Raw genomic sequence first — 25,298 nt, 5'->3', positions numbered from 1 at the left:
GCCACAGCCGGCCAGCAGACCACTTAGTGCAAGTACTGAAACCGCAAGTATAGATTGACGCATACGTGGTAATGGATAGTGAATTCTTACAATGGATTTCAGGGGCCGGATATCAGCTCTGACAGAAGAAACACTCCTGTCTAAAGCCCATCGGGCAAGGTAAATTTTCCATCTACAGCTTTTGTGCCAAAAGCCCATACACTCCGCACTGCCGCCACGGGCACCGCCCCTAACACGTGCGCGAAATGCTGCTGCCGGCGCTCTACCCATTCCCGCACTACCCGCACGCCAGCCTTAGCCAGCGCCTCTTCATCCAGTTCTAGCAACTGCAATTCAGTGCGGCCCACATAGTAAAGCCGCGCCGTTTCCAGCACCTGATGTAGTTCTGAGCAATGAATAAATCCTTCAGCCGCCAAGTCAGAACTGGCGAAAAAGCCGGTTTGCTGTGCCTGCTGCCAGTCGGCAGCTTCAGAAATGCGGTAGAGCATACAGATAGAAATAAGGCAGTAAAAACCCCGTACCAAGCTGAGCAACGCTCGACCTGACACGGGGTTTGGCACTTGCTGGATATAGCTGCTACTCGGCCTTCCAGAGCTCCTGCTGCACAGCTTTGCCTACCGTCAGCATGATGCGTGTAGGATTGGGTATGAGCGTGATACGGGCTTCTTTGCCAGGATATTTTTCCGAGTCTACCCATACACCTTCCTTAGGTGAAGGGGCGCCGCCGGTGCTGGAGGGCAGATAAGCCGTGGGCAGCAGCACATCGGTATCGGAGTTGAGCTCGGTATGCACTTTGTCGAGGGCGGCCTCCAGGAACGAGCCGTACTCTTCGTTGAAGTCGTCTTCCAGGTCGTGCAGTTCTTCCTCCACGTCGTCGTAGCGGGTATCATCGTACGACATATCATGCAGGATCTGCTTTTTCTCAATCAGGGTAACGAGGGCGCGGTTTAGCTCTTCCAGATTCATAAGGGTAAGCATTGGGGTTAGGCTGCAAAGGTGGAGAGGATTCGGCAGTTTCGTGCGCGGTTTCTGCTTCCGTCCCAATTTTACGAAGAATGCTGCACTCCCGGTCTGCGTTCTGCGACTGTAGTGTGGCCTGCAACGGAAGCATGGGCGTGGCGGTAAATACAGACATCTAGCGCCACATCGGAATCATTTCCCTCAAAACAGTATTTTTACCCACACATCCACACGTACCACCCCTATCCTCTTCGCCCATGCAAACCATGACCTCGCCGGCCGTGCAGGCCCAGCCCGCTCAGGATTTCTTGCCCCTCAACGGCACCGATTACATTGAGTTTTATGTCGGCAATGCCAAGCAGTCAGCTTACTATTATCAGGCGGCGTTTGGCTTCGAGCTGGTAGCCTATGCTGGCCCCGAAACCGGCGTGCGCGACCGGGCCAGCTACGTGTTGCAGCAGAACAAAATCCGCTTCGTACTCACCACGTCTTTGCTGCCCGATTCCGACATCACGCGGCACGTGGCCCAGCACGGCGACGGCGTGAAGGTGATGGCGCTGTGGGTGGATGATGCCCGCAAATCCTTCGAGGAAACCACCAAGCGCGGCGCCAAAGTGGCCTTCGAGCCCTACACCATTGAAGACGAAAACGGCTCCGTCACGATGGCCGGCATCTATACTTACGGCGAAACCATCCACACCTTCGTGGAGCGCAGCAACTACAACGGTCCGTTCATGCCGGGCTTCGTGGCCAAAACCAGCGGCGTGCCTCAGGGCAGCCCAGTGGGTCTGCAGGTGGTAGACCACTGCGTAGGCAACGTGGGCTGGGGCGAAATGAACCAGTGGGTGAAGTTCTACGAGGACGTACTGGGGTTCAAGCTGCTTATCACCTTCGATGATGATGACATCAGCACCGAGTATTCGGCCCTCATGAGCAAAGTGGTGAGCAACGGCAACGGCTTTGTGAAATTTCCCATCAACGAGCCCGCCGAAGGCAAGAAGAAGAGCCAGATTGAAGAGTACCTCGACTTCTACCACTCGCCTGGTGTGCAGCATATGGCCCTCATCACCAACGACATTCGCACAACCGTCACGGAGCTGCGTCGCCGCGGCGTGGAGTTCCTGTCGGTGCCCGGCACCTACTACGACGACCTGCTGGAGCGCATCGGCCACATCGACGAAGACCTGGAATCGGTGAAGAGCCTGAACCTGCTCGTAGACCGCGACGAGGAAGGCTACCTGCTCCAGATTTTCACGAAGCCCGTGGAAGACCGCCCCACCGTATTCTTCGAAATCATTCAGCGCAAAGGGGCCAAGAGCTTCGGCAAAGGCAACTTTAAGGCGTTGTTCGAGGCCATTGAGCGGGAACAGGGTCTGCGCGGCAACCTGTAGCCTTACTACGGTCGGCGGCTGCCGGCCCATTGTCATACACCTATGTGGTCCTGCGAAGCCCGGCTGGCAATTCGCAGGACCACTGCTGTTTCCGGGAAAACCTGTTTTCTTTGCCGCCCGTTCTTCTACCACTTAGACTCTATTCCTCTCTTGCATGGCCCTCACTCCCGACATTCAGCAGAAAATCAATACGTGGCTCGGCAGCGACTACGACGCACAGACTCAGGCCGAAATCCGGGAGCTGCAGACGCAGAACCAGGACGATTTTCTGTCGGATGCCTTCTACCGCAACCTCGAATTCGGGACGGGCGGGCTGCGTGGCATTATGGGTGCGGGCTCCAACCGCATGAACCGCTACACGCTGGGCATGGCGGCGCAGGGCCTGAGCAACTACCTGCTCCAGCAGTTTCCCGGCCAGGAAATTAAGGTGGCTGTGGCGCACGACTCGCGCAACAACAGCCGGGCCTTTGCCCAACTGGTGTCCGATATTTTCTCGGCTAACGGCCTGACGGTGTATCTGTTTGAGGACTTGCGCCCCACGCCGGAGCTATCGTTCACCATCCGCCACCTGGGCTGCCAGAGCGGCTGCGTTATCACGGCCTCGCATAACCCCAAGGAGTACAACGGCTTTAAGGTGTACTGGAACGACGGCGCCCAAGTGGTGGCCCCGCACGACCAGAACATCATCCGCGAAGTGGAAGCCATACAGTCAGTGCAGGAAGTGAAATTCCAGGCCGACGCCTCGCGCATTCATCTCATTGGGGCCGATGTTGATGCCGCTTACCTGGCCAAGGTGAAGGAGTTGAGCATCAACCCGGCCGCTATCCAGCGCCAGCACGACCTGAAGATTGTGTTCACGCCCATCCACGGCACGGGTATTACGCTGGTACCGAAGGCACTGGCGCAGCTGGGCTTCACCAATGTGTCTGTGGTAGAGGCCCAGGCCACGCCCGACGGCAATTTCCCCACCGTACTCTCGCCGAACCCGGAGGAGAAAGTAGCCATGCAGATGGCGCTAGACCAAGCCAAGGCCCTCGACGCTGACATCGTGCTGGCTACCGACCCTGACTCCGACCGGGTGGGCATTGCGGTGAAGAACATGCAGGGCGAGTGGGTACTCGTGAACGGCAACCAAACGGCCGCGCTGCTCACCTACTACCTGCTGTCGGCGCGCCAGCAGGCCGGCAAGATGACTGACCGGGACTTCATTGTGTATACCATCGTAACCAGCGAGGTGCTCGGCGACATTGCCCGCTCCTACGGCGTGAAAAGCTACCAGACTTTGACCGGCTTCAAGTACATAGCGGGTCTGATTCGGGAGCTGGAAGGCGACGCGACTTACATCGGGGGTGGCGAGGAAAGCTACGGCTTCATGATAGGGGACTTCGTGCGCGACAAAGATGCCGTATCAGCCTGCGCGCTACTGGCCGAAATGGCCGCCGTGGCGAAAGACAACGGCCGCACGCTCTACCAGGAAATGACCCAGATGTATGCGCAATTCGGCCTCTACCAAGAGCACCTGATTTCGCTCACGAAGAAAGGGCAACGTGGCGCTGAGGAAATACAAGAAATGATGCGCGACCTGCGGGCCACGCCACCTGCTACTATTGCCGGTTCGCCGGTGGTAGAGTTGCGTGACTATAAAACCGGCATTATCAAAAACCTGCGCACTGGGCTGGAGCTGCCCACCGGGCTGGAAAGCAGCAATGTGCTGCAGTTTATTACGGAAGATGGTAGCAAAATCTCGGCTCGTCCTTCCGGCACCGAGCCCAAAATCAAGTTCTATTTCAGCGTGAAGCAGCCGCTGAAGTCTGTAGTAGATTTCGACTTGGCCTCGCGCTTGGCCAACGAAAAGATTCAGGCTATCATTGAGGATATGCAATTGAAATAGAACGTTGTTTCAGACAGCAAACCAAACAGCCCGGCAGGATCTGCCGGGCTGTTTGGTTGAATAGCTCCCCCAAAATGAACATGTATGACGGAATTTTACGCAGGCCTTTCCTATTTGAGCATTGGCACAAAGGTTTTGTCGCTGCATTAGCCATTTGGCTGCCGGCATTTTCAGTTGCTACGTGGGCTGAATTGGGAACTGAAGCCGCTGTATGGGTTGCATCAGGCGTCAGTTGTGTAGTAGTACTATCTGTTCTTACATACCGGGAAGGATTCTCCTTGAACACTACCACTCAGCAATACCGAAGCTATATCTGGGTGGCTGGCTTGCGCTTCGGAAAATGGCAGCCGCTACCACCAGTATCTGGCCTTTTGCTGAGGCCTTATACCACTACTCATTTCTTACCTACCACCGCCGGCAAATCCAATATTACTCGATTAAATACCCCCGCGCCCACTACTCAAATGGGCTTGGTAACAAGAGAGTATAAATGGCAGGGGCTACTGCAGGTCAAAGATTCCCCTATCGGAATCATTACCGCATATACCGACTACGAAGACGCAGTATGTATTGCTACCAAGCTCGCTACCGTAACTGGTTTAGAGGTGGCAACCGCTCACGCGTAATTATTCAAAATTTATTTAGTGTTTGTTAGCCGTTGGGGCACACTAATGCCTCACGCTTTTCTGCAGCTTACTGCTATGAAACCCCTACTCAGCAGTGTGCAATAAGCGTACACCTAACGCCTCATAACCCTGTTTCCGGCTTCTGGACACAGGTTGTACGCTTGCATATCATACTATAGCCGTCTAGATTTGGGCACATCAGCAGCCGAATTCCGGCTTGGATTCGGTGCCCCTTCAGGCCTACGTGCCTTCCCTCGTCCCTTCGAATAAGCATGCCCGGTTATCGGGCCTTCTTTGAGGTTTGCGGATATCCCGCCTCGGTTTTTGAGTGAGAAAGTGAGGCAAACAGGATGGGGCCTCCCCGTCCTGTTTCTCGCTGCTTCCCGGCCCTACCCTCCCACCCATGAGTAAGCTTCCCGTTTCCGGTACCAGTGCGTGGCGGTTTTTGCGCATACTCTGTGTAGTGCTCTGCTACGTGGATGGCCAACCGACAGAAGCTGCGGCGCAGAAGCTAAGCATGTTACATGCTCAGGGCCCAACCATAGTCGATGCCAGCAACCGTCCGGTGGTGCTGCGGGGCATCAATGTGGGGGGATGGCTACTGCAGGAAAGCTACATCCTCAAGACCGATTCGCTCGACTCGCAGGCTCGTATTCAGCAGGCGCTTCTGCGCACCATGCCTGAGACGGCTGTAGAAGAGTTTTACCGTCAGTTTCGGGCGGGCTTCATTACGAAAGCGGATATCGATTTCATTGCAAAGCAGGGCTTTAACTGCGTACGGCTGCCCTTTCACTACGATCTATTTCTGACGGCCGCCCAACGCCGCATCCGTACCAGGGCGATGCAAAACCCTGTCAATCTCAATGCTTACGTGCAGGCGCTCAGCACCTGGTACGACCAGAAACAGTTGTTCACAGACTCCAAAAACCTGGAGGGGTTTCGCATCACGGATGACGTGCTGAACTGGTGCGCGGCGAATAACCTCTATGTAATTCTGGACCTACATGCAGCCCCTGGCGGCCAAGGCACCGACCGCAACATCAGTGACTGTCTCGTGCCGCTGGACCTATGGAAGCGCCGCGACGCCAAGGGCCGCCTGATTTATCAGGATATCACGGTGCGGCTGTGGGAGAAGCTGTCGGCGCGCTACAAAAACGACGCGCGGGTAGCTATGTACGACTTTATCAACGAGCCCAACGGCATGACGGCAGCCAATGGCCTCGCAGGCGACAACTCGGAGCTAAATGTGCTGTACAGCCGCCTGATAGATGCAGTGCGGGCGCAGGACGACCAGCATTTACTGTTACTAGAAGGCAACGGCTACGGCAACGAATACACCAACCTCACCCCTGATAAGCTCCGTAGCAAAGACAAACGCAACTTAGTCTACAATGCCCACCGCTACTGGTGCCCGAACACTTCTACGGCAACCGACCCGAATCCTAACCAAATCAATCTTATCCGTAACCTGGCTGCCTTTCGTGACCAATGGCAGGTGCCTGTATGGGTAGGAGAGACCGGGGAAAATTCCAACGAATGGTTTTCGGCGGCAGTGCAAGAACTCAACGCCCGCAGTATTGGCTGGTGCCACTGGACACACAAGCGCATAGAAGGAGCCACCAGCCTGCTGCGCGTCCCGGCGTACGGCAGCCTCCTGACACCGCAGGGCCGCGCTGCCTTGTTGCGCAACAGTGAATTCCGCAACTGCACGGTCAACAAAGACGTGATAGCCGCTCTAATGCAGCCTACTGGTCCGCCCCGGCCATTTGCTGCCCACACGCTGCCCGGCACCATTCAGGCTTCTGACTACGACCTGGGCCGCAACGGCAGCGCCTATTACGACACGTACGCGGCTCGCACCGACTTTGCGAATCATACGCCTACTAACCTAGGAGATGCCTACCGCAACGACGGCGTAGATATTCAGGAAGTAACAGAGGCCTCTTCGAAGAGCTTTGCAGTGAGCCACATGGCGGCCGGCGAGTGGCTAAACTACACCGTAACCATACCCCAGAACGGTACCTTCCTGCTACAGGCCCGGCTCCTGAACACGACTACAACTCCCACAAAGCTTTTGCTCCGGCTGAATAGCAAGTCGGTCGTCGGCACCATCACGGCGGAGCCCACTCCAGGCTGGCAGACGGTGTCGGCGGGTACGGCCACGCTGCCGGCCGGTACGCATACGCTACAACTCTATGTGGAGCAGCCAGGGGCCGTAGTTCACTGGCTGCGGCTCGCTCCTCCCGGGCCGGCCATGCCAAGTGGCCAGTAGGCCCTAGAGCACCGGGAGTTTCTTTATATTGGAAACTGCCATGCGCCACCTCACTTCCCCCTCCCACCGCACTTTGTCATCACTCTGGACCCGCATCTGGCTCCTCGGGCTGCTGCTCACTGCTTTGCAGGCAACAACGGCTTCTGCTGCCCCATTTGATCCGCTGCAGGAACATCACCTCCAGCTTGATACCCGCCAGCCTGAAATATTCGTCAATCCATTCAACTACAGCGTACTAGAGGACCTATCTGGCACGCTTACTCTGCAGGATGTGCAGCAGCCACGCTATGCAGACCGATTTATTCCCGGCTCCCGGATAGCAACCAACATGGAACATCCTGGCTCGGCCTACTGGCTACGCCTTACCGTCGAGGCTTCCGGTCCGCAGCCCCAGCACTGGTATCTTGAACTATTTGATTCTCACATAAATAACATTCATTTTTTTCCTTCTACCTCTACGGAAGAGGGACGCATTCATACTGGTGCCGACTGGCCCTTTACCACCCGGCCGTATAGCTATAAGAACTACCTGCTCCGCCTGCCGGTAAGCACCGGCGAAGCGCGGACCTACTACCTGCGACTCCAATCCAACTCCCGGACGAGCTTCTTGTCAAAGCTGCGCACCGAGCAAGGCATGGCGGAGCACTTTCAGACCGAGTACGGGCTCTTGGGCGCATTCTACGGCATGCTGCTCATCATGCTGGTCTACAATTTCTGCCTGTTCTTTTTCACAGGTGAGCAGACCTATCTGCGCTATGTGCTGTATGTATTCAGCTGCAGCCTAGTGTTTTTATCGGAAGACGGGCTTGGGTTCCAATACCTGTGGCCAAGCCACCCGTGGCTCAACCGGGTAGTGGAAATCGGCTCGGCGCCGCTGCTTTTGCTCACGTTTGGCTACTACGTCCGGCAGTTTCTGGATACACCCCAGCGCCTGCCGCGCTTCGACCGTTGGTTGTGGGCCGTGGTGCTGCTAAGTGTGGCAGCACTCCTGCTGGATGCCTTGTGGTGGAAAACCGGTATGGGCATGGGCTTGTATTTGCTGCCGTATGGGATGCTGTTTTTTGCCGCGCTACGCGTATGGCAGCATGGCTTCCGACCGGCTCGGTTCATCCTACTGGCCCACTCACTGGTAGCGGTGAGCGTTCTGTTCCTGATTCTGCGCAAGCTGGGCATCAACACTTTCACGAACACATATACTGTGTATAGCATGAATGCTGCCTTTGTGGTGGAAGTGGTAGTGCTTTCTTATGCGCTGGGCAGCAAGATGAAGGCTATTCAGGATGCCACGCTTAAAGCGCAGCACCGGCTGGTAAAGCAATTGCGCAAGAAACACGACGTGCAGGGTCAGTTGGTAGAGCAGCTGCGCCAAAACGAGGAGCTGAAAGACCAGCTTAATTCTGAATTGGAAAATCTGGTGGCTCAACGCACTGAAGAGCTGCGGCGCCAGAGCGAAACCATCGTGGTTCAGAACCGGGAGCTACTACAGGCTAATGGCCTACTGGCGCTGCAGTCGGCAGCCATTGAGAAGCTGAATACCGACCTGCAGCAGGACCTGCAGAAAGCCCAGACCGCCCGGGTGCTGTCGCAGGAAGTGGATTTTGGCGAGTTCAGCCAGATCTATCCCGACAAAGACGCCTGCCTGACCTACCTCGCTGACTTGAAATGGGCCAATGGCTATCAGTGCCGCAAATGCGGCCACGACAATTTCTGCGAAGGGCGCGAACCTCATTCGCGCCGCTGCACTCGCTGCCGCTACGTCGAGTCGGCCACTGCCTACACGCTGCTGCAGAAGTGCAAATTCTCCATTGTCAAAGCATTTTATGCGGTGTTTCTGTTGCACACGCACAAAGGCAGCTATTCTGCGCAGGAGCTTTCCCGAGTGCTGGATCTGCGGCGTGCTACCTGCTGGAGCTTCAGCCAGAAAGTAGTAGATGCTATGCGGCGCCAAGCTGCTGAACACCCCACCGACGACAGCTGGACCCATTTGCTGCTGGATGATACCGGTACCGATGCTGATGACTCTGGGGAGGAGGAAGTAGCCATATCCCCACAGGCCAACCGCAAAACGGATACGTGGCAGAGCAAAGAAAAAAATACCGAAAAAAAAGTGGGCTGAGGCCCATTTTTTTTGCTTGTTTTTTACCCGACTGCGCTTTGTAGCCAAACAAAGCACTGCGCTCAAACAGCCGGGAAATGCCCCTGCATAGTGGGTGATGTAAGCGTACAGCACAACGTGCTACCTAAGCGAAAAACAACCTCTACAGCCTTGTAAACAAGGATTAGCACTTGATTTTTCGAAAAAATGGCGGGTATATTTGGCCACTCCGATACTTACAGATTCAGCTTTCTCGCTGCATTCACCTTCATTGGTGAGTGAATACACACTACAAGATCATCCGGGTACTAACTACTCCTACACGGGAGCGTGCACAACGGGTACTACTTGTCCGATGCTACTCACGAAATAGTCCGCAACTACTCGTTCCTAGTGTTTTGGCGTTGCTCCTACTAAATGCCACCGCCAAATTCCTGCCTACCTGTCAGCTACGACTTGTGGCAGTAGGCTCAAACCAGTCCTGCTTTTTGGTCTCGCCTGTGCTTTGCTCCTAGTCCTTGCCGCTTCAGGCGGATGCCGGATTAGCTATTTTCTACTTCCCACACTCTTCCCCATTCCCACACATGAACCGCAACCATTACTCGTTTTTGAGATTCCGGCGCGCGGTGCCGCTGGCGGCCTGCGGGCTGCTAACCCTTGCTGCGCCACTAGCTGAGGCGCGAAGCGCGGCTCCGGCACCTAGCTTGGCTGCTCTGGCCGATGTACCAGTTTCAGGGCGCATCACACAGCGCAACGGCGAGCCGCTACCAGGAGTCACGGTTATTGTACAGGGCACTACGCTAGGCACTAGCACCAATTCCGACGGCGTTTTCTCGCTCACGGTGCCCGATGGCAGCACGCTTGTCATTAGCTCTATTGGTTTTCAGCGCCAGGAGTTACGCATCAACGGAGCGTCCTCTTCCCTGACCGTAGTAATGGTTGAGGACCTGCGGGCACTCAGCGAAGTGGTGGTGGTAGGTTACGGCACCCAGGAGCGCACCAGCGTAACCGGGGCAGTATCATCGGTATCGGCGCGGGAAATTGCTTCGCAGCCGGTAGCCGATGCGGCCCAGGCACTACAGGGCCGGGCAGCAGGCGTTACGGTCACCTCGAATGGTGGGGCACCAGGCGGCGCGGCGGGCACCTCTATCCGGGTGCGCGGTATCACATCGGCTGGCAACAACAACCCGCTGTATGTTGTGGATGGCTTTCCGCTGCCGGAAGGTGGTGAGAACCAGCTGAACGCCATCAGCCCCAACGACATTGAAACTATTGACATTCTGAAAGACGCTTCGGCCACTGCCATTTATGGGGTGCGGGCCGCCAATGGAGTAGTCATCATCACAACCAAGCGAGGCAAGGCTGGCGTGTCCTCTATCAACCTGGACATGTACCGCGGCGTTCAGCAGGTATGGCGCAAGCTCAACCTGCTGAACGCGGAAGAATATGCTGTCATCAACAACGAAAACCGCCTGGCAGCCGGCCAGCCGATAGTAGTAGACCGGCTCCGCAACCCACAGGCGCTGGGCGAAGGCACCGACTGGCAGGACGCTGTATTCCGCCGGGCGGCCATTCAGAACTATAGCCTGTCGGCAACGGGCGGCAGCGAGAAGGCGCGCTATGCCGTATCGGGTAGCTACTTCCAGCAGGACGGCACCATTGTAGGCTCCAATTTTGAGCGGTTTACGCTGCGGGCCAATGGCGACGTGCAGGTAAACAAGATTCTGAAGCTGGGCAACAGCATTTCCCTTACCCACCTCTCCGACCGGCAGATTAACTCCGGCGGCGGCAACGATGGAGCCCGCAACAACGAGTATGGCACGGTACACCAGGCCATCCGGATTCCGGCCATCATTCCGCTCTACCGCCCAGACGGCTACTACTATGAGCCCCGCGGCCAGCAGGACAACTTTGTGGAGGAAAATCCGGTGGCCGCCGCAACGCTCAACAATCAGAAGTTCGTTCGCAACCGCGCCCTGACGACCCTGTTTGCGGAGTTGGAGCCGGTGAAAGGCCTGCGCCTGCGTACCAACGTGGGAGCCGACCTGATTTTCGACAATTTCAACTCGTTCCGGCCTTTCGTACCGGAGCTAAAAGTAGGTAGCGAAACGTATTCGACCCGCTATAGCCTGGCCGGAGCGTCGGCTACCTCGAACTACAATTCCAGCTACCTGATTGAAAACACGGCTACCTACGACCACCTGTTTGCCGACAAGCACCAGGTAACGCTGCTGCTTGGTCAGTCGGGCCAGATCATTGATGCGCAGAATGTGGAGGCCTACCGGACTGGCTACCTGCGCAACGACCTGCAGGTTATCAACTCCGGGCCCGTAAACACGCAGCTCGCCAATGCCGGCAACATTCAGCCGCGCCAAACGCTGGCCAGCTACTTCGGGCGTCTCAACTACGAGTTTGCCGGTAAGTACCTGCTCCAGTTGATTGCCCGCTACGACGGCGTGAGTGCCTTCCCGCCCGGCGAGAAATTCGGCTTCTTCCCTGGTGCCTCCGCTGGCTGGCGCATTTCAGAGGAGGATTTCATGAAGGACAACAGCGTCATCAGCAACCTGAAGCTTCGGGTAGGCTATGGCAAAGTAGGCAACCCCAACAATGCGGGCCGCTTTGCTTACCTGTTTGCCATCAATTCGGGTATCCAGTATCCATTCGGGCCAAACGGAACCATTCAGACGGGCGCAGCCCCAACCCGACTGGCCAACCCGCTGCTGCGCTGGGAAACCAACAACCAAACGAACATTGGTCTTGACATGGGCTTCCTCGACAACCGCTTTGAGGCTACCATCGACCTTTATGAGCGGAAGTCGCCGAACCTGATTGCGCCGGTGCCGGTGTCGTTGGTATCAGGCACCTACGAGGCGGTGAACCGCAATGCGGCTTCTGCCTACAACCGTGGCATCGATTTTTCCTTCACTTCGCGCAACATTCAGGGCGCCGAACGGGGCCTGAACTGGACGACTACCCTGAACGTGTCGGCCTTTAAGACCCAGCTGGAGTCGCTGGGTGTGGGGCAGCCCTACGATGGAGTGAGTGGTTTGAGCGGCGTAATTGTCCGCTATGATGAGGGGCAGGCATTTGGCTCGTTCTACGGCTTCGTGGCCGACGGCCTGTTCCAGACCCAGGCGGACGTGGATGCCCACGCAACGCAGAATGGCGCAGCCCCCGGCGACATCCGCTTCAAGGACCTCAGCGGCCCCGATGGCGTGCCAGACGGCATTATCAACGCCGCTGACCGTACCTACATCGGCAACCCCAACCCCGACTTTACTTACGGCGTGAACAACACGCTGAGCTGGCAGGGATTCGACCTGAACGTGTTTGTGCAGGGCTCGCAGGGCAACGACATCTACAACCAGAACCGTTACATTCTGGAAAGCGCCCTGTATGGCAACAGCAACGGCAGCACCCGGGTACTGGGCCGCTGGACTGGCCCCGGCACCAGCAACGACGTGCCCCGCGCCATTGCCGGCGACCCTAACACCAACCTGCGCGTGAGCAGCTACTACCTCGAAGATGGCTCCTACCTGCGCATCAAAACCCTGACCCTGGGCTACACCCTGCCCAAATCGGTGCAGGAGCGTCTGGCCGCCAAGCAGCTGCGCGTATATGTGAGTGCCCAAAACCTGCTGACCCTGACCGAATACACCGGCTACGACCCGGAAGTTGGCTCCCGTGGTGTGGACCTGGGGGTATACCCTCAGCCCCGCGTGTTCCTGGCTGGCCTCAACATCGGTTTCTAATCCCCTCCTAACTACTCTACACGATGTCACGCATCACTACATACACTTGTGGCGCCTTCCTGCTGACGCTGGGCCTGCTCTCTGGCTGCGGAGAGAAGTTTCTGGAAGAAACGCCCACCGACCAGGTAACCGACGCCAACTTCTACAAAACCGCCACCGATGCCATCCAGGCAACCAACGCCATCTACAGCGAGCTGGGCAAAGGCGGCCAGTACAACTATGCCCTGTGGGGCATCGGCGACATTGGCTCTGACCTCTCCACCACCGGCGGTGGGGGCGGGGGCGACGGAATTGAGCAGCAGCAGCTCGACAACTTCAACATTCCATCCACGAACCCTCTCACGACGCGGCTGTGGGGCGGCTGCTACATCGGCATCGGGCGGGCCAACATTGTGCTGCAGAAAGTGCCCGCCATGCAGATTGATCCGGCCATTCAGACCCGCTGCATCGGCGAGGCCGAGTTCCTGCGCGCCAAGTACTATTTCGACCTGGTGCGGGCTTACGGCGACGTGCCGCTGCTCACCAAACCGCCTCAGACACTGGACGAAGTAAATATTCCGCGCACGGCGCAGGCGCAGGTGTACGCCCAGATTGAGGCCGATTTGCTGGATGCCATTACCAAGCTGCCCGTGTCGTACAGCGGCGACGACATCGGTCGGGCTACTAAATGGTCGGCGGCGGCGCTGCTGGCCAAAGTGTATCTCACGGAGGGAAAACTGGCAGAAGCCGCCCAGCAGGCCCGGACCGTGATAAACTCCAGTGGCAAGAGTCTGTGGCCCAACTACGCCGACAACTTCAAGGTGTCGACTGAAAACGGGCAGGAGTCGCTGTTTGAGGTGCAGTACATTTCGGGCCGCAACCAGTACATTTTTGACGGTCTGGGCTTTGTCGGCAACGAGTTCTTCGGTCCCCGCGGCCAAGGCATCGTGCCACAGGGTGGCTACGGGTTCAACATTCCGGAAGCTGACTTTGTGGCGGGATACGAAAACGGCGACACCCGCCGCGACGTGACTATCTGGAAGCCCGGCGACGTGTATCCAGATGGCCGCACTCAGCCCGCTTTCTTGCCCGGTTCACCGAACGGCTATGGCCTGAAAAAATGGTTTGTCGGCAAGGTCAATACCAACATCTGGGATTCGGAGCTCAACATTCCGGTGCTGCGCCTGGCGGAGGTGTACCTGATTCTGGCGGAGGCCGCAGGGCCGAATGCCGAGGGTCTGGAGGCCATCAACAAAGTGCGCCGTCGTTCCTTCGGACTCCCCATCGGAACGGCCAGCGCCCGCGACATTGCGGCGGGCATTAGTGCCACGGCGTTCAAAACGGCGGTATGGCGCGAGCGGAAATATGAGTTGGCGTTTGAAAACGACCGGTGGTTTGACATGAAGCGGACCGGTGAGCTACTTACCTCTCCTCAATTGATTGCCAAAGGCGTGAAACCCTTCAACGTGCTGCTGCCCATTCCGCAGGCGGAGCGCGACGTGAATCCTGGCCTCTCGCAAAACCCTGGCTATTGAGTTGGTTTCGAATGGCCGATACGGGTTGCTGCAACAACCGGTACCGGCCATTCGCAGCTGCCTGCCGGCTATTTATCCTCTCCTTTATTCCCACTGAATTCCCATGAAACACATAGCACGTATAGCTGCGCTGGGCCTCCTGATGGCGCCATTGCTGCTGGCCTCCTGTGAAAAGGTAGGCGACGACTCTCAGCTGGAAGGCCCGGTGCCCCAGTCTACGTTCACGTTCCAGGCCAATACCACCGAGTTTCCAACGGTCGTGACCTTCACTAGCACCGCGCAGGATGGGTTCCTGTCGCAGTGGAATTTCGGCGACAATTCCTTGGCCTCCGGCAGTCCGGTGCAGCACACATACGTCCGCCCAGGTGCTTACCAGGTAGAGTTGATTACGGCCGGGCGCGGCGGCACTGGCATTTCGGCTAAGCAAACCGTGAACATAGCCGATGCCTGCAGCAATGCTTCGTTCAGCAAGCTGGTAGACTGCGCCGGTAGCGGCATCCGGGTCTGGGCTTTCTCTAATGCGCCGGGCGCCATTGTGCGGGAGTCGGCGACGGGCACCGTGCTATCCAGCTCTACCACCCTGCCGGCCTGCCAGCTCGACGACCAATTCTCGTTCGGCAAAGAGTTTACCATCAACTACGAAAGCGCCGGCCAAACCTACCAGAATGGCGCTTGTGGCAGCTCACGCAACCACTCCGGCAGTTTCGTATTTCGGCCAAATGCCACCGGCAACCCCCAGATTGTCCTGAAAGGCAAAGGCGGTTTTCTGGGTCTGCCCGACTCAGTAGCCAACAAAACGTATGAGATTCTGGAAGCTACTGATACCCGCCTGCGCCTGCGTGGCACCAATCCTGACGGCACCCGCACCGTTGTTACGTTTGCACCCTACGATGCGACGGCGCCTATCAAACTACTACTAACAGGTGGCTCGTCGCGCACCTGGATGATTGACAACACGGCCGATGCGCCGATTGTGGTGGGCACTGAGGCCGCTCCTACCTCCTACTTCGCGGGCGTGCTGGCTGGCGCGCTTCCCGCCTGCCAGTCCGATGACGAGTATACGTTCTCAACCAACGACACCTTTACCTACGATGCCAAGGCTGAAACCTTCTCGGCCGCAGCAGGCTACATCTGCACCACGCCGCAGTCCGGCACGTCGCCCTACGTGTTTGGTCCGGCTGCCGGAGCGGGGCTGGCTCAGTTTACGCTCACGCGGGCTGGTGCCTTCATTGCGGCCACCGATGCGTCGCCTACGGAGCGCGTCTACCGTATCCTGAGCATCGACAACCAAAAGATGGTACTGCGCGCTGGCAGCGGCCAGAACGGCGGCACCGTATTCACTATCAAAATGGTGGTTCGGTAGAGCTGACGCAGTCAGAAATTTCTCTGCTGCTTATCAGTAATTTAATATCATGAAAAGTCAACCCGTACCGGTACGGCGAAACGCACTGCTTGGGGCTGGCCTGATGCTAGCCCTGAGCATAAGTTCCTGCACCGAAACCAAAGAAAAGAACGTCCCGACTCCTACGCCCACGCCTACTACTCCGGTAGTGAACGAGGACCCGCGCGACTATGGCCAGTACACGGAGCTGAAGTGGAGCGACGAGTTCACCAACGGCCCACTCGACCAGAGCAAATGGGCGTATGAGCTGGGTGGCGGCGGCTGGGGCAACAACGAACTGCAGGCCTACACCAACTCCGGCGACAACGTCTTCGTGAGTAGTAGCGGCAGCTTAGTTATTCAGGCCCGCCGGCAGCAGTCCGGCAACAATTCCTACACCTCGGGCCGCCTTGTCACGAAGGGTAAGCAAAACTTCCAGTATGGGCGCATAGATGTGCGGGCGAAGGTGCCCAAGGGAAAGGGCGTGTGGCCGGCTATCTGGATGCTGGGAGCCGACATCGACCAGAACAACTGGCCCAAATGCGGCGAAATCGACATTATGGAACTGCGTGGCAGCCGTCCGAAAGAGTTTCTTTCGACCATGCACTACGGCAATACTACAGCCGAGCACCGCTACAAAGGCATTACAAAAACGCTTACCGACGACCTCTCTGACGACTTCCATGTCTTCTCGGCAGTGCGCAGCAAAGACCTCATCCGCTTCTATTTGGATGAGAATCCGCAGCCGTACTACACCTTCACGGGTGCCGATGCCAGCCCGTATCCGTTCAACAATCCGTTCTTTCTTATCCTGAACGTGGCAGTAGGCGGCGACTTCGACGGCAACCCCGATGCCACGACGCTTTTCCCCCAATCAATGCAGGTGGACTATGTGCGGTACTACCAATACCGGTAGCTTCTGCCCACTAGTCCCGCTCCTGGCATGTCCCAGCTAGGGACATGCTGCCTTGCCTCTCCCGCCTCTCTCCCGCCATGAAACACCCTCTAAAGCGGCGCTTCTCTGCCGCAACCGGCCTGCTTCTAATGCCCTGCCTGATGGCCAGTTCCCTTGGCCCGGTCAGGCAGGGCCAGCCTAAGGCTCCCCGATACACATTCAAGGAACTGCTCTGGAGCGACGAGTTCAACTACACTGGCCTGCCCGACTCGGTGAAGTGGACCTACGATGTCGGTGGTACGGGCTGGGGCAACAACGAACTGCAACTCTATACCAAAGCCCGGCGCGAAAATGCCCGCGTCGAGAATGGTCATTTGGTGATTGAAGCGCGCAAAGAAGCACTGAACGAAAAGAACCCCTACACGTCTACCCGACTAGTTTCCCGGGCAAAGGGCGGCGGCAGCCTTACGTACGGCCGGGTAGAGGTACGGGCGCAGCTGCCCGGCGCCCGTGGCATCTGGCCCGCCATCTGGATGCTACCCGACGAGTGGAAATACGGCGACAAAAGCTGGCCCGCCAATGGAGAAATCGACATAATGGAGTACGTGGGCTACCGGCCCGCCATTGTGCAGGCGTCTACTCATTGCAAGAAGTACTACTTCCGGACCAACAACCAGAAAACTGACTCCATCAGTGTGCCCACTGCCACTACAGCCTACCACGTGTATGCCATGGAATGGACGCCGGAAACCATTTCAGTCTTCGTCGACAACAAACTCTATTTCACGAGCCGCAACGAGCATAGTGGCTGGGAAGCCTGGCCCTGGGACCATCCGTTTCATCTACTGCTAAATGTGGCCGTAGGCGGCGACTGGGGCGGCAAAAAGGGCATTGACGAAGCCGCTTTTCCACAGCAGATGCTGGTTGACTACGTACGGTTTTACAAGCTGAAACAGCAGTAGCGCAGCCCGCGTCATACCCTTACTTGTACACGTTGCACACTCTACCACGGCTCCGGCAACGGAGCACGCTTGGGGAGTATTGCACTTCATCAACTCATATCATGGGCCGTCAAAAACAGTTTTTCCGATTGTCGGCGGCGGAGCAGCAGGAACTGCAGCACTATCTGCGTCAGGAGCAGTTAGTGCGCCGCCAAATAAACCGTGCCCAAACGATTCTGGACTGGCACGCGGGCTACTCAGCAGCCGAAACGGCCCAAAGACTGGCCATGACGGAGGGCCGCGTATATGCCCTACGCCGGGCATTTCAACGCCAGGGTCTCACGTTTTATCTGAACACGCAGCCCCAGGGTGGCGCCCCCACCAAGCTTACGCCTGCTGTTGAAGCCGCTCTGCTGGCACTCCTATCTCGCCGCCCCGCTGCTCCTGTCCGCCGCTGGACCCTGCGCCAGCTAGCTACTTACTTAGTTGACAAGGGCCACGCCAAATCTATTTGCCCGGTCACGGTGGGCAAAGCGCTGCAGCGGCTGCAGGTGCTGCTGTCTCTTACGGCAGAACCTAGCGCTAGCACCCGTTCACAGGTTGTGTCCGGTTCTATGCTCTAGAGTGATAGATGTTGTCCTCTCACCTACTTAGTGAGAAGATCTACGCTTTCCTATTTACTTTACACAGCCCATCCTAGCTAATCAGGATGGGCTGTTCTTATTTCTCTACTTCTATGTCAGAGTCACTTGTGGTAGCCAAAGCCAGTATTACGCTGGCCCCTACTTCAGCAAGATTTATCCTACGTCGTACTGCTAACTCCTTGTTAGCTCTCGTTCTGGCATCAGGAGGAGCATATCTACTCTATGCAGGCGCCATTATTTCTGGAGGTGGAGGACTGATTCTCGCCATACTTGCTGCTACTGAACACAAGGGCATTGAGCTAGACCTGAAGACTCGCCAATACCGCTTATACACATCTATCCTCGGCTTGAGGATGGGTGACTGGGAGCCGTTGCCCGAGGTTCAACACGTCACAATGAAGTACTTTTCAGACCTCGTTACTTCTGGCAGGCCCGGTCGTATTCGTACTGACCAAGCGAAGCGCTACGTTGTCATGTTTTCAATCCCCAACTCTCCCCAAGGAGTTGTGATTCAGCAGGGCGAGGAATACGAAGCTGCTCTGGGCCTTACCAATGCGTTAGCTGCTGCACTTCAGGTGGAAGCTAAAGTGTACGGTCAGATTTAGCCCAAACAGGTGGACCACTCGTCGAAACCGTAGGCACTAGGTATGTGGTAGCTACTCCCGACGCTCCCGCTTGGTACCTAGAATAAAGAGAATGAGCAGCAGGAACGCGGCCAGCCCGAGGCTATACCACGTCACGACGGGTAGCCCCCGGAAGTAGGGCATCTGGCCAGTGGGGTAGCGGCCCAGCAGGCTCATGCCCGCGAACAGAATCAGAGCTACCGAAATAGCCGCCAGAATGCCTCGGCTTACCAGTTGGTCGGCTTTGCGCAGCAGCAGCTGATAACCACTTAGCTCCACACGTACCCGCAAGTCGCCGCGCGAAACTTTGCGCATAATCTGCCGGATATCGGCGGGCAGCGTCTGGATGAGGGCGAGCAGCTGCGTGCCGGTATACTGCGCTTCGCTAAGGATATTATCCGCCGAATACTGCTCTGCTATGATGCGCGCGCCATAGGGGCGCACAAACTCAAAGGTATTGAAGCGCGGGTGCAGCACCTTGCCGATGCCTTCCAGAATCACGAGGGCCCGCAAAATCAGGAACACAGCGCCCGGCACCTGCAGCTTATAGGTATAGATAACATTTTGCAGCGCATCGGCCAGATCCGACATGCTCATGTCTTTCACGTCGAGGGTGGCAAAGTCCTCTATCAGCTCACTCAGCGACGTTTCGAAGGCCCGCATATCCGGAATATCCGATGTGAGGGCCAGCCGGCGGAAACTCAGGGCCATGCTGCGCGGGTCCTGCCGCGCCATGCCAATAAACACGCCCGCAAAGGCATATTTCTGCTGCTTGGTCAGCTTGCCTACCATCCCGAAGTCGATGAGTACCAGCGTGCCATCGGGGCGTACCAGTACGTTGCCGGGGTGCGGGTCGGCGTGGAAAATACCAAACTCGAATATCTGGGTTAGGTAGATATCCATGCCGGTTTCGGCTACCTGTTCCGGACTCAGGCCCCAGGCCAGCAACTGCGGCTTATCCGTGATTTTGCAGCCGCTTACAAATTCAATCACCAGGATTTTGGCGGTGCTCATTTCCCGATAAGGCTTCGGGATGTAGAAGGTTTCGTAGCTCTCGTAGAGCTTGCGAAACTGTTCCATAGAGCGTGCTTCTGAGGTATAGTCCAGCTCCTTAGTCATGCTCCGCTCGAAAGCATCTACCACGTCCTGGGGATTGGCAAGGCCCTGTTTGCGCAGAAAACCGGCCGTAAGGCGCACCAGCTCGTGCAGCAAAGCCAAGTCGGAGCGCACTTTCTCCTGCACATCGGGGCGCTGCACCTTCACTACTACCTCCTCACCGCTCAGCAGCCGCGCCCGGTGTACCTGCCCAATGCTGGCCGAGCCCAGCGGCACGTCATCAAACTCAGAAAACACCTCATCAATAGGTTGGCCAAGTTCCCGCTCAATAATGGCCTTGGCTACCTGTACATCAAAGGGCGGCACATTACTCTGCAGCTTCTCAAACTCGTCGATGAGGGGCTGGGGCAACAGGTCAGCACGGTTGCTCATGGCCTGCGCCAGCTTGATGAAAGTGGGGCCCAGTTCCTCAATTATCATCCGAATACGCTGCCAACGTGTCGTTTCAAACACGGCCTGCTCCCCTTCCTGCCACGACACCCGCCGGCTGCGAGGTACCAGTCGCCGGAGCGGCGTGGTCGTTACGGCATCCTCAAAACCGTAGCGGATCAGCACTTCCGCCACTTGTCGGATACGGGTCAGGTTGGAAATCGTATTCTTGAACATGAACTACTGGTTTGCGCTGCCGAAAGGATTTTAACGAGCAGCTATTGTAGCGCGCCGCACTGAAGTAGAGGTAAGAGCCACCGGGCTCAGCAAAATCCGTACAATCTAAGAGTAAAAACCCCCGCCCGAAAAACACGGGCGGGGGTTTTATCAGTCTAACAACTGCGAAAGGGCAGCGGCGGCTGTATTAGGCCGCTGAACCGGCCGCTTTGTTCTCTTCTTTTTTGGCAGCACCAGCCGAGCCGGCAGCCGACTTCTGCGTTTTGGCAGCCGTAGCGCTGGTTTTGTCAGCTGCTTTTTTCACAGTGGAGGCCGCTTTGCTGGTTGCACTGGCCGCTGCGCCTTTGGCAGCAGCCGTGGTTTTGGCGGCTGGCTTAGCACTGCTCTTGGCCGCCGAAGCAGAAGAGGCTGACGAATTTGAGCCGCCCTTCACGCTGCGCTTTAGTTCTTCCACTTCCGAATTGGGTGCTACTCCTACCGACTTCATCATCTTCGAAGCAAGACCTTGGAACTGCTTTTCCAGCTCCTTGCGCTTGGTTTCACCGTTTTTCTTCAGCTCATCCATAATCTTGGCGCCTTCTTTCTCCGACAGCTTGCTCTCCTTCACCAGCGAGTCGATGGTTTTCTGCATCCGATCAGTAGTGAGCGAAACAAAGCCAACACCGGCGTTGACGAACTTTTTAAATAGATCTTCCATGAGACTGTGGAGTTTGGGAAAAGAAGGTGGAGTAAGCAAAACCGGCATTGCGGACCCGCCCGCCGGGAAAAGTAGTATGCAAGCCGACTACTTGACACAAACCTACGAAAAGACAGCTATATAGTTGGCTCTGAGGATAGAAATTTTACGTTGGACCATTGCCGGGGTTTCAGAAGGACGCTCCGTGATAGACGAATCGGCTTAGTGCCTGGCTCGCAACGGACTGCTGGAAGCCGGCCGAGCCCGGTGGCTTGCCGCCTGTACGGCCAGCTTTGCCGACGCTTGTGCTGCCCAAACACCACGGCTGAAGCTTCCAGCTTGGTCCAATGCTTGCCGGGCCTCCGGCACAAAGCGCCAGAACAGGTGCCACCAATGCACTAGCCCTTCAAACACCTGCAGTGTGAGCGGCACTCCGGCAGCGTACGCCTTCCGGCTGAACTGCAGCACATCATCGTGTAGCACTTCTGCGTCGGAAATCTGGATGAGTAGCGGCGGCAACCCGTGGAGCGCTGCCTGCACCGGCGACAATAGTGGATGGCGAAGAGGGGTATCCTGAGCGTACAACGGGCCCCAGCCTCTAATTTCAAGGGCTTCCAGAATCTGGCTTTCTTCGCGGCATATCTGGCGAAGCATAGCTACTGGCAGGGCCAAATCGGTCCAGGGAGAGAGGCAGATGGCGGCGGCGGGTAAGGGCTGTCCGGCATCGCGCAGGCTGATGAGCAAAGCCAGCGCCAACCCCCCACCGGCCGAATCGCCGGCAATCATGACATCCTGTGGTTTGTAGCCGTTTTGTAGCAGCCAGTCATACGCCAAGCGGGCATCATCGAGAGCAGCTGGGAACGGGTACTCGGGTGCTTTGCGGTAGTTGATGGCCAGCGCATTCAGCTGGCAGCTTTGGGCCAGCGCCCCAACAAGGGCGCGGTGTGTGTTCAGGGAGCCCAGCACATAGCCACCGCCGTGCAGATAGAGCAGCACTCGGTGGGCAGGTGCCCCAGCCGGGCGTAACCACTCGGCGGGCATGCCCTCTACGCTGGCATCTTCCAGAAACACGTTCCAGGGCACAAACTGAAAAACGGAGGCCGCTTCGGCAGCCAGCCGCATGGCCGCCAACTGAGGGCGCCGACGGGCAAGTGGGCCGGTGGCGGCGGTTAGGAGCTGCTTGAGCAGCAAATGCTGAGCAGAAGGCATGGACAGGAACGGGTGGGAAGGCAGAATGAGAGCAGGGCAGGCACTACCCCAGTACGGCAGAAGCCCACTGGACTAGCTTATAACGTATTCGAGCGGAAAAGATGCCGACCTAAGAAACGGATGAACGGCGAATTCAGACCTTTTTTCCAATGCGGTGGCCTTTGTAGCCTCGGATAGCAATGGGAATCCAGCCCAGAATCGGGATGAAGAAAGCCAGCGTGAAAGGGTTGTTCCACACCATCCTCAGCCACGCACCGGGCTTGTCGAGCTGCATTTTGAAGTTGCGGCGACCATGGCGCACATATTGGCGCTCGAACTCCTGAAACAAGGCCGGCCACGCGACAGGCAAGAAAAACGGAAAATAGCGCCAGTTTTCCTTCATCCGCTGCCACAGTTCGCGCCAGCGGTAGGGCTGCTGCCCATATTTGGCCACCGTAGCGTCCATTTCCGTCTGCATGAGTTGGCGCACCTGCTCTGAAAGCGCCGTGTAGTCTTCGCGGGTAAGCTCAGCAGGCGTTTTGTCGGTCATTTCGTAGGGCCGGATGCGAGACCCGAGCACAAACGTGAGCTGAGCCGGATACGCCATGTAGAACGACCAAGGCTGCAACAACACAAGCAGCACAATGGGCCCGAGTGGGATAAACGGAATGCCGATTTTCTTGCTCCAGTTGTTCAGCCACTCCCAACTGTAAGCGTAGGGGTTGAGATACTCGCCGTTGATGGTGTAGAACGGCACCACATCGGTGCGGTGCGCAATGCTGTGGCGCACCATGCTGCTGGCCAGCCGCTGCAACTCATACTTCTTGTTGAACCCTTTTCCGATGCCAGGCACCCCCTCCGGATATAGCATCAGGTTGTGGTCCTGATAATACATCATCGTTTCAAAGTTGAGTGTGGTGGCATCCACACAGCCGCATTTCTTCCAGAACTCCTTCACCTGAAACGGATTCATGAGAGTAGATTGGGAAAGCAACGGTGCCGACAACGGCCGAGGTAGCCCCTCCTGATTGGGCAACGTACGCCACATGTGCGCCAAGGCCACAATGGCATCCCAGGGAAAAGCCATACCCGAGTGGTTGGAGGCAAAAATGAGCGGCCGCTCGGGGTTGTTGCGTTCCGGAAAATTCTCGAACCCAACTAAGCGTGACCGAAACCACACCCGGTCAAGCAACTGCAGAATATTGTTGTCGAGGGTTTGCACGAAATCTTCCTCGAAGTAGTCGGAGTAGATGTGCTGATTGGCCCGAATGGCGGGCGGCGGCTGGGGCAGCGCAGGAGGCGTGGAAGCCGTGGACATCGGGCAGGCGGGTGGGCAGGAATGGGAGAGCAACTAGATGCGCCGGGTACCGACGGGCTTCTAATGTAGACATTTTACCCTCTGGGGCAAGTTTGCGTTGCTCCAGAACAACCTTAAATCTGCCGTTTTAGCTTGATACGTGTCGGGTACAGTTCCCCATCAGGCCGCTGAAATAGCAGAAATAACACCTTCCCATCTTCAGAGTGAAAAATCCGGCTGATTTCGGTGAGACTGAAGGAGGACACGGGTAGCAGATTAATGGACATCAGCTCGTCGCCGGGCGTCAGGCCGGCGGTGGAGGCCGGTGAGTTGGGTTGCACTTTCAGTACAATGTAGCGCCGGTAGTCGCGGCCTGTGGCAAGTAGCTCCATGCCGCACATATCATGCTCAAAAGGGTCTTGAAACAAGCTATTCGGTTTCAGCCACAGCTTGTTGTGCGTGTAGTCCACTACCATATCGAACCGTTTGAGCAGCTCCAGGCCCACATTGCCATTGCGCGGTACTTCGGCCCGTTGGGCGCCGTTGTCGGCATCGGGGAAGGAGGTTAGCAGGCTATTGAGCTGGTAGCGGCCCAGCTGCATGTTCTGCACGCGGCCTATGTAGCCATTGATAGTGCCGCTCAGGCCCTGCCCGAGCTGCGCCCGCAGCCGGTTTGGAGGCAGGCTCAGGCGAGGGTCAGAGCCGGTTTCGATGGACAGGGCATGGCCGGCGCCAGTATCCAGCACCAGTTTCAGGGGGAGCAGCAGCGAATCGGAGAGGCCGACTGGCACCCGGATATACGGCTTGCGAGCTTCTATCTCGAGCGGAACCGAAGTCCAGCGGCGACCCTTAGGGGGGCGGTAGGAAAGTGGCGTGTGGAGCAGCAGCGACGTTGCGTCAGGCTCTATTTCCACTGCAAAGCTCCGAAACACGTCATAGCCCAGAATGCCGTGCACGGGCATGCCTACATAGCCCGAAAGGTTGAGCACATCAGCCGACAGCACCAGAAACGACAGCGCTGGGGCTACAATACCGGGCATTTCTACGCGCACACTATCCGACATAAATGCTTCCAGCGCACCCTCCTCTCCGACCCCTGCCACCCGGTACATTTCGCCCCGGCGCAGCTTCAGGGGCACTACCAGGGTCGGATCAGTGATGAGGGAAATGCTGACGCCTGTATCAAGCAGGAAATTGAAAGGCCCCTTTCCGTTCAACGAAGCCTGTACGATAATGAGGTTACGCTGGAACTCAAACGGAAGTCGGGCCCGCTTCTGGCGCGGGCTTTCGAAACGAAATGGCAGCGGTGGCTGTACCTCCTGCGCCTGAATGGTAGCTGGCCACCCTGTGGCTGCGGCCCAAAGCAGCAGCCAGGCTACTGGCCGGAAGCGCAGAAACAGACTAAAAACACAAAACCAGCGGGCGGGCAT

At 57.1% G+C, this 25,298-nt stretch carries 19 protein-coding genes; 12 read left to right on the top strand and 7 right to left on the bottom strand.

Annotated elements, in window-relative coordinates:
• Positions 1-140 precede the first annotated feature (140 nt).
• Both H4317_RS07325 and H4317_RS07320 read right to left on the bottom strand, forming a co-directional pair.
• Positions 141-488 carry a DUF952 domain-containing protein gene (locus H4317_RS07325; protein WP_185889472.1) on the bottom strand — a complete coding sequence of 116 codons (348 nt, stop codon included), beginning with the start codon at positions 486-488 and terminating at the stop codon, positions 141-143.
• Positions 489-576: 88 nt separating this feature from the next.
• The gene (locus tag H4317_RS07320) at positions 577-978 is read right to left on the bottom strand and encodes a hypothetical protein (protein WP_260625853.1); all 402 of its coding nucleotides are present in this window, start codon (positions 976-978) and stop codon (positions 577-579) included.
• A gap of 239 nt (positions 979-1,217) precedes the next feature.
• Here H4317_RS07320 and hppD point away from each other — a divergent pair, with 239 nt between their 5' ends.
• The 12 genes from hppD (at position 1,218) to H4317_RS07260 (ending at position 18,967) form a co-directional block, all read left to right on the top strand.
• Entirely contained in the window at positions 1,218-2,351 is a 1,134-nt protein-coding gene (gene hppD / locus H4317_RS07315; protein WP_185889471.1) for a 4-hydroxyphenylpyruvate dioxygenase, read from the top strand.
• Positions 2,352-2,505: 154 nt separating this feature from the next.
• The gene (locus H4317_RS07310; RefSeq protein ID WP_185889470.1) at positions 2,506-4,242 is read left to right on the top strand and encodes a phospho-sugar mutase; all 1,737 of its coding nucleotides are present in this window, start codon (positions 2,506-2,508) and stop codon (positions 4,240-4,242) included.
• Positions 4,243-4,322: 80 nt separating this feature from the next.
• Entirely contained in the window at positions 4,323-4,868 is a 546-nt protein-coding gene (locus H4317_RS07305) for a hypothetical protein (protein WP_185889469.1), read from the top strand.
• 403 nt (positions 4,869-5,271) lie between these two features.
• A complete protein-coding gene (locus tag H4317_RS07300; protein WP_185889468.1) occupies positions 5,272-7,140 on the top strand; it encodes a cellulase family glycosylhydrolase in 1,869 nt (622 codons plus the stop codon).
• Between the two features lie 40 nt (positions 7,141-7,180).
• Positions 7,181-9,256: a 7TM diverse intracellular signaling domain-containing protein gene (locus H4317_RS07295; protein ID WP_185889467.1), complete on the top strand. Its 2,076-nt coding sequence runs from the start codon at positions 7,181-7,183 to the stop codon at positions 9,254-9,256.
• Positions 9,257-9,819: 563 nt separating this feature from the next.
• Positions 9,820-12,987, top strand: coding sequence for a SusC/RagA family TonB-linked outer membrane protein (locus H4317_RS07290; RefSeq protein ID WP_185889466.1), 3,168 nt, complete (start codon positions 9,820-9,822; stop codon positions 12,985-12,987).
• A 23-nt stretch (positions 12,988-13,010) separates the two neighbouring features.
• Positions 13,011-14,501 (top strand): RagB/SusD family nutrient uptake outer membrane protein, encoded by a 1,491-nt coding sequence (locus tag H4317_RS07285; RefSeq protein WP_185889465.1) that lies wholly within the window; start codon positions 13,011-13,013, stop codon positions 14,499-14,501.
• A 103-nt stretch (positions 14,502-14,604) separates the two neighbouring features.
• A complete protein-coding gene (locus H4317_RS07280) occupies positions 14,605-15,864 on the top strand; it encodes a PKD domain-containing protein (RefSeq protein WP_185889464.1) in 1,260 nt (419 codons plus the stop codon).
• A gap of 49 nt (positions 15,865-15,913) precedes the next feature.
• Positions 15,914-16,798 carry a glycoside hydrolase family 16 protein gene (locus H4317_RS07275; protein ID WP_185889463.1) on the top strand — a complete coding sequence of 295 codons (885 nt, stop codon included), beginning with the start codon at positions 15,914-15,916 and terminating at the stop codon, positions 16,796-16,798.
• Positions 16,799-16,875: 77 nt separating this feature from the next.
• Positions 16,876-17,739: a glycoside hydrolase family 16 protein gene (locus tag H4317_RS07270; RefSeq protein WP_185889462.1), complete on the top strand. Its 864-nt coding sequence runs from the start codon at positions 16,876-16,878 to the stop codon at positions 17,737-17,739.
• Positions 17,740-17,840: 101 nt separating this feature from the next.
• Positions 17,841-18,341 carry a helix-turn-helix domain-containing protein gene (locus H4317_RS07265; RefSeq protein ID WP_185889461.1) on the top strand — a complete coding sequence of 167 codons (501 nt, stop codon included), beginning with the start codon at positions 17,841-17,843 and terminating at the stop codon, positions 18,339-18,341.
• A gap of 113 nt (positions 18,342-18,454) precedes the next feature.
• A complete protein-coding gene (locus H4317_RS07260) occupies positions 18,455-18,967 on the top strand; it encodes a hypothetical protein (RefSeq protein WP_185889460.1) in 513 nt (170 codons plus the stop codon).
• A 51-nt stretch (positions 18,968-19,018) separates the two neighbouring features.
• On the opposite strand, the gene H4317_RS07255 is transcribed toward H4317_RS07260, so the two are convergent.
• The 5 genes from H4317_RS07255 to H4317_RS07235 form a co-directional block, all read right to left on the bottom strand.
• Positions 19,019-20,707, bottom strand: coding sequence for an ABC1 kinase family protein (locus tag H4317_RS07255; RefSeq protein WP_185889459.1), 1,689 nt, complete (start codon positions 20,705-20,707; stop codon positions 19,019-19,021).
• A gap of 187 nt (positions 20,708-20,894) precedes the next feature.
• Positions 20,895-21,404: a phasin family protein gene (locus tag H4317_RS07250; RefSeq protein WP_185889458.1), complete on the bottom strand. Its 510-nt coding sequence runs from the start codon at positions 21,402-21,404 to the stop codon at positions 20,895-20,897.
• Between the two features lie 201 nt (positions 21,405-21,605).
• Positions 21,606-22,592, bottom strand: a complete 987-nt coding sequence (locus H4317_RS07245; protein WP_185889457.1) for an alpha/beta hydrolase — start codon at positions 22,590-22,592, stop codon at positions 21,606-21,608.
• A gap of 133 nt (positions 22,593-22,725) precedes the next feature.
• Complete coding sequence (locus H4317_RS07240; RefSeq protein WP_185889456.1) at positions 22,726-23,889, bottom strand: lysophospholipid acyltransferase family protein; 1,164 nt, start codon at positions 23,887-23,889, stop codon at positions 22,726-22,728.
• A gap of 113 nt (positions 23,890-24,002) precedes the next feature.
• Positions 24,003-25,298, bottom strand: a complete 1,296-nt coding sequence (locus H4317_RS07235) for an aspartyl protease family protein (RefSeq protein ID WP_185889455.1) — start codon at positions 25,296-25,298, stop codon at positions 24,003-24,005.

The organism is Hymenobacter sediminicola (genome assembly GCF_014250515.1).
In the GTDB taxonomy this organism is placed as follows: Bacteria; Bacteroidota; Bacteroidia; order Cytophagales; family Hymenobacteraceae; genus Hymenobacter; species Hymenobacter sediminicola.
Note: the sequence above shows the minus strand (reverse complement) of the source record. Positions and strands in the feature narration are given on the sequence as shown.

Excerpts from the sequence above, each read along its gene's own strand:
- hppD (WP_185889471.1), top strand. The coding sequence starts at position 1,218 with ATGCAAACCATGACCTCGCCGGCCGTGCAGGCCCAGCCCGCTCAGGAT.
- H4317_RS07240 (WP_185889456.1), bottom strand. The coding sequence starts at position 23,889 with ATGTCCACGGCTTCCACGCCTCCTGCGCTGCCCCAGCCGCCGCCCGCC.
- H4317_RS07275 (WP_185889463.1), top strand. The coding sequence starts at position 15,914 with ATGAAAAGTCAACCCGTACCGGTACGGCGAAACGCACTGCTTGGGGCT.
- H4317_RS07280 (WP_185889464.1), top strand. The coding sequence starts at position 14,605 with ATGAAACACATAGCACGTATAGCTGCGCTGGGCCTCCTGATGGCGCCA.
- H4317_RS07300 (WP_185889468.1), top strand. The coding sequence starts at position 5,272 with ATGAGTAAGCTTCCCGTTTCCGGTACCAGTGCGTGGCGGTTTTTGCGC.
- H4317_RS07290 (WP_185889466.1), top strand. The coding sequence starts at position 9,820 with ATGAACCGCAACCATTACTCGTTTTTGAGATTCCGGCGCGCGGTGCCG.
- H4317_RS07305 (WP_185889469.1), top strand. The coding sequence starts at position 4,323 with ATGTATGACGGAATTTTACGCAGGCCTTTCCTATTTGAGCATTGGCAC.
- H4317_RS07320 (WP_260625853.1), bottom strand. The coding sequence starts at position 978 with ATGCTTACCCTTATGAATCTGGAAGAGCTAAACCGCGCCCTCGTTACC.
- H4317_RS07255 (WP_185889459.1), bottom strand. The coding sequence starts at position 20,707 with ATGTTCAAGAATACGATTTCCAACCTGACCCGTATCCGACAAGTGGCG.
- H4317_RS07310 (WP_185889470.1), top strand. The coding sequence starts at position 2,506 with ATGGCCCTCACTCCCGACATTCAGCAGAAAATCAATACGTGGCTCGGC.
- H4317_RS07265 (WP_185889461.1), top strand. The coding sequence starts at position 17,841 with ATGGGCCGTCAAAAACAGTTTTTCCGATTGTCGGCGGCGGAGCAGCAG.
- H4317_RS07245 (WP_185889457.1), bottom strand. The coding sequence starts at position 22,592 with ATGCCTTCTGCTCAGCATTTGCTGCTCAAGCAGCTCCTAACCGCCGCC.
- H4317_RS07295 (WP_185889467.1), top strand. The coding sequence starts at position 7,181 with ATGCGCCACCTCACTTCCCCCTCCCACCGCACTTTGTCATCACTCTGG.
- H4317_RS07260 (WP_185889460.1), top strand. The coding sequence starts at position 18,455 with ATGTCAGAGTCACTTGTGGTAGCCAAAGCCAGTATTACGCTGGCCCCT.
- H4317_RS07250 (WP_185889458.1), bottom strand. The coding sequence starts at position 21,404 with ATGGAAGATCTATTTAAAAAGTTCGTCAACGCCGGTGTTGGCTTTGTT.
- H4317_RS07235 (WP_185889455.1), bottom strand. The coding sequence starts at position 25,298 with ATGCCCGCCCGCTGGTTTTGTGTTTTTAGTCTGTTTCTGCGCTTCCGG.
- H4317_RS07285 (WP_185889465.1), top strand. The coding sequence starts at position 13,011 with ATGTCACGCATCACTACATACACTTGTGGCGCCTTCCTGCTGACGCTG.
- H4317_RS07325 (WP_185889472.1), bottom strand. The coding sequence starts at position 488 with ATGCTCTACCGCATTTCTGAAGCTGCCGACTGGCAGCAGGCACAGCAA.
- H4317_RS07270 (WP_185889462.1), top strand. The coding sequence starts at position 16,876 with ATGAAACACCCTCTAAAGCGGCGCTTCTCTGCCGCAACCGGCCTGCTT.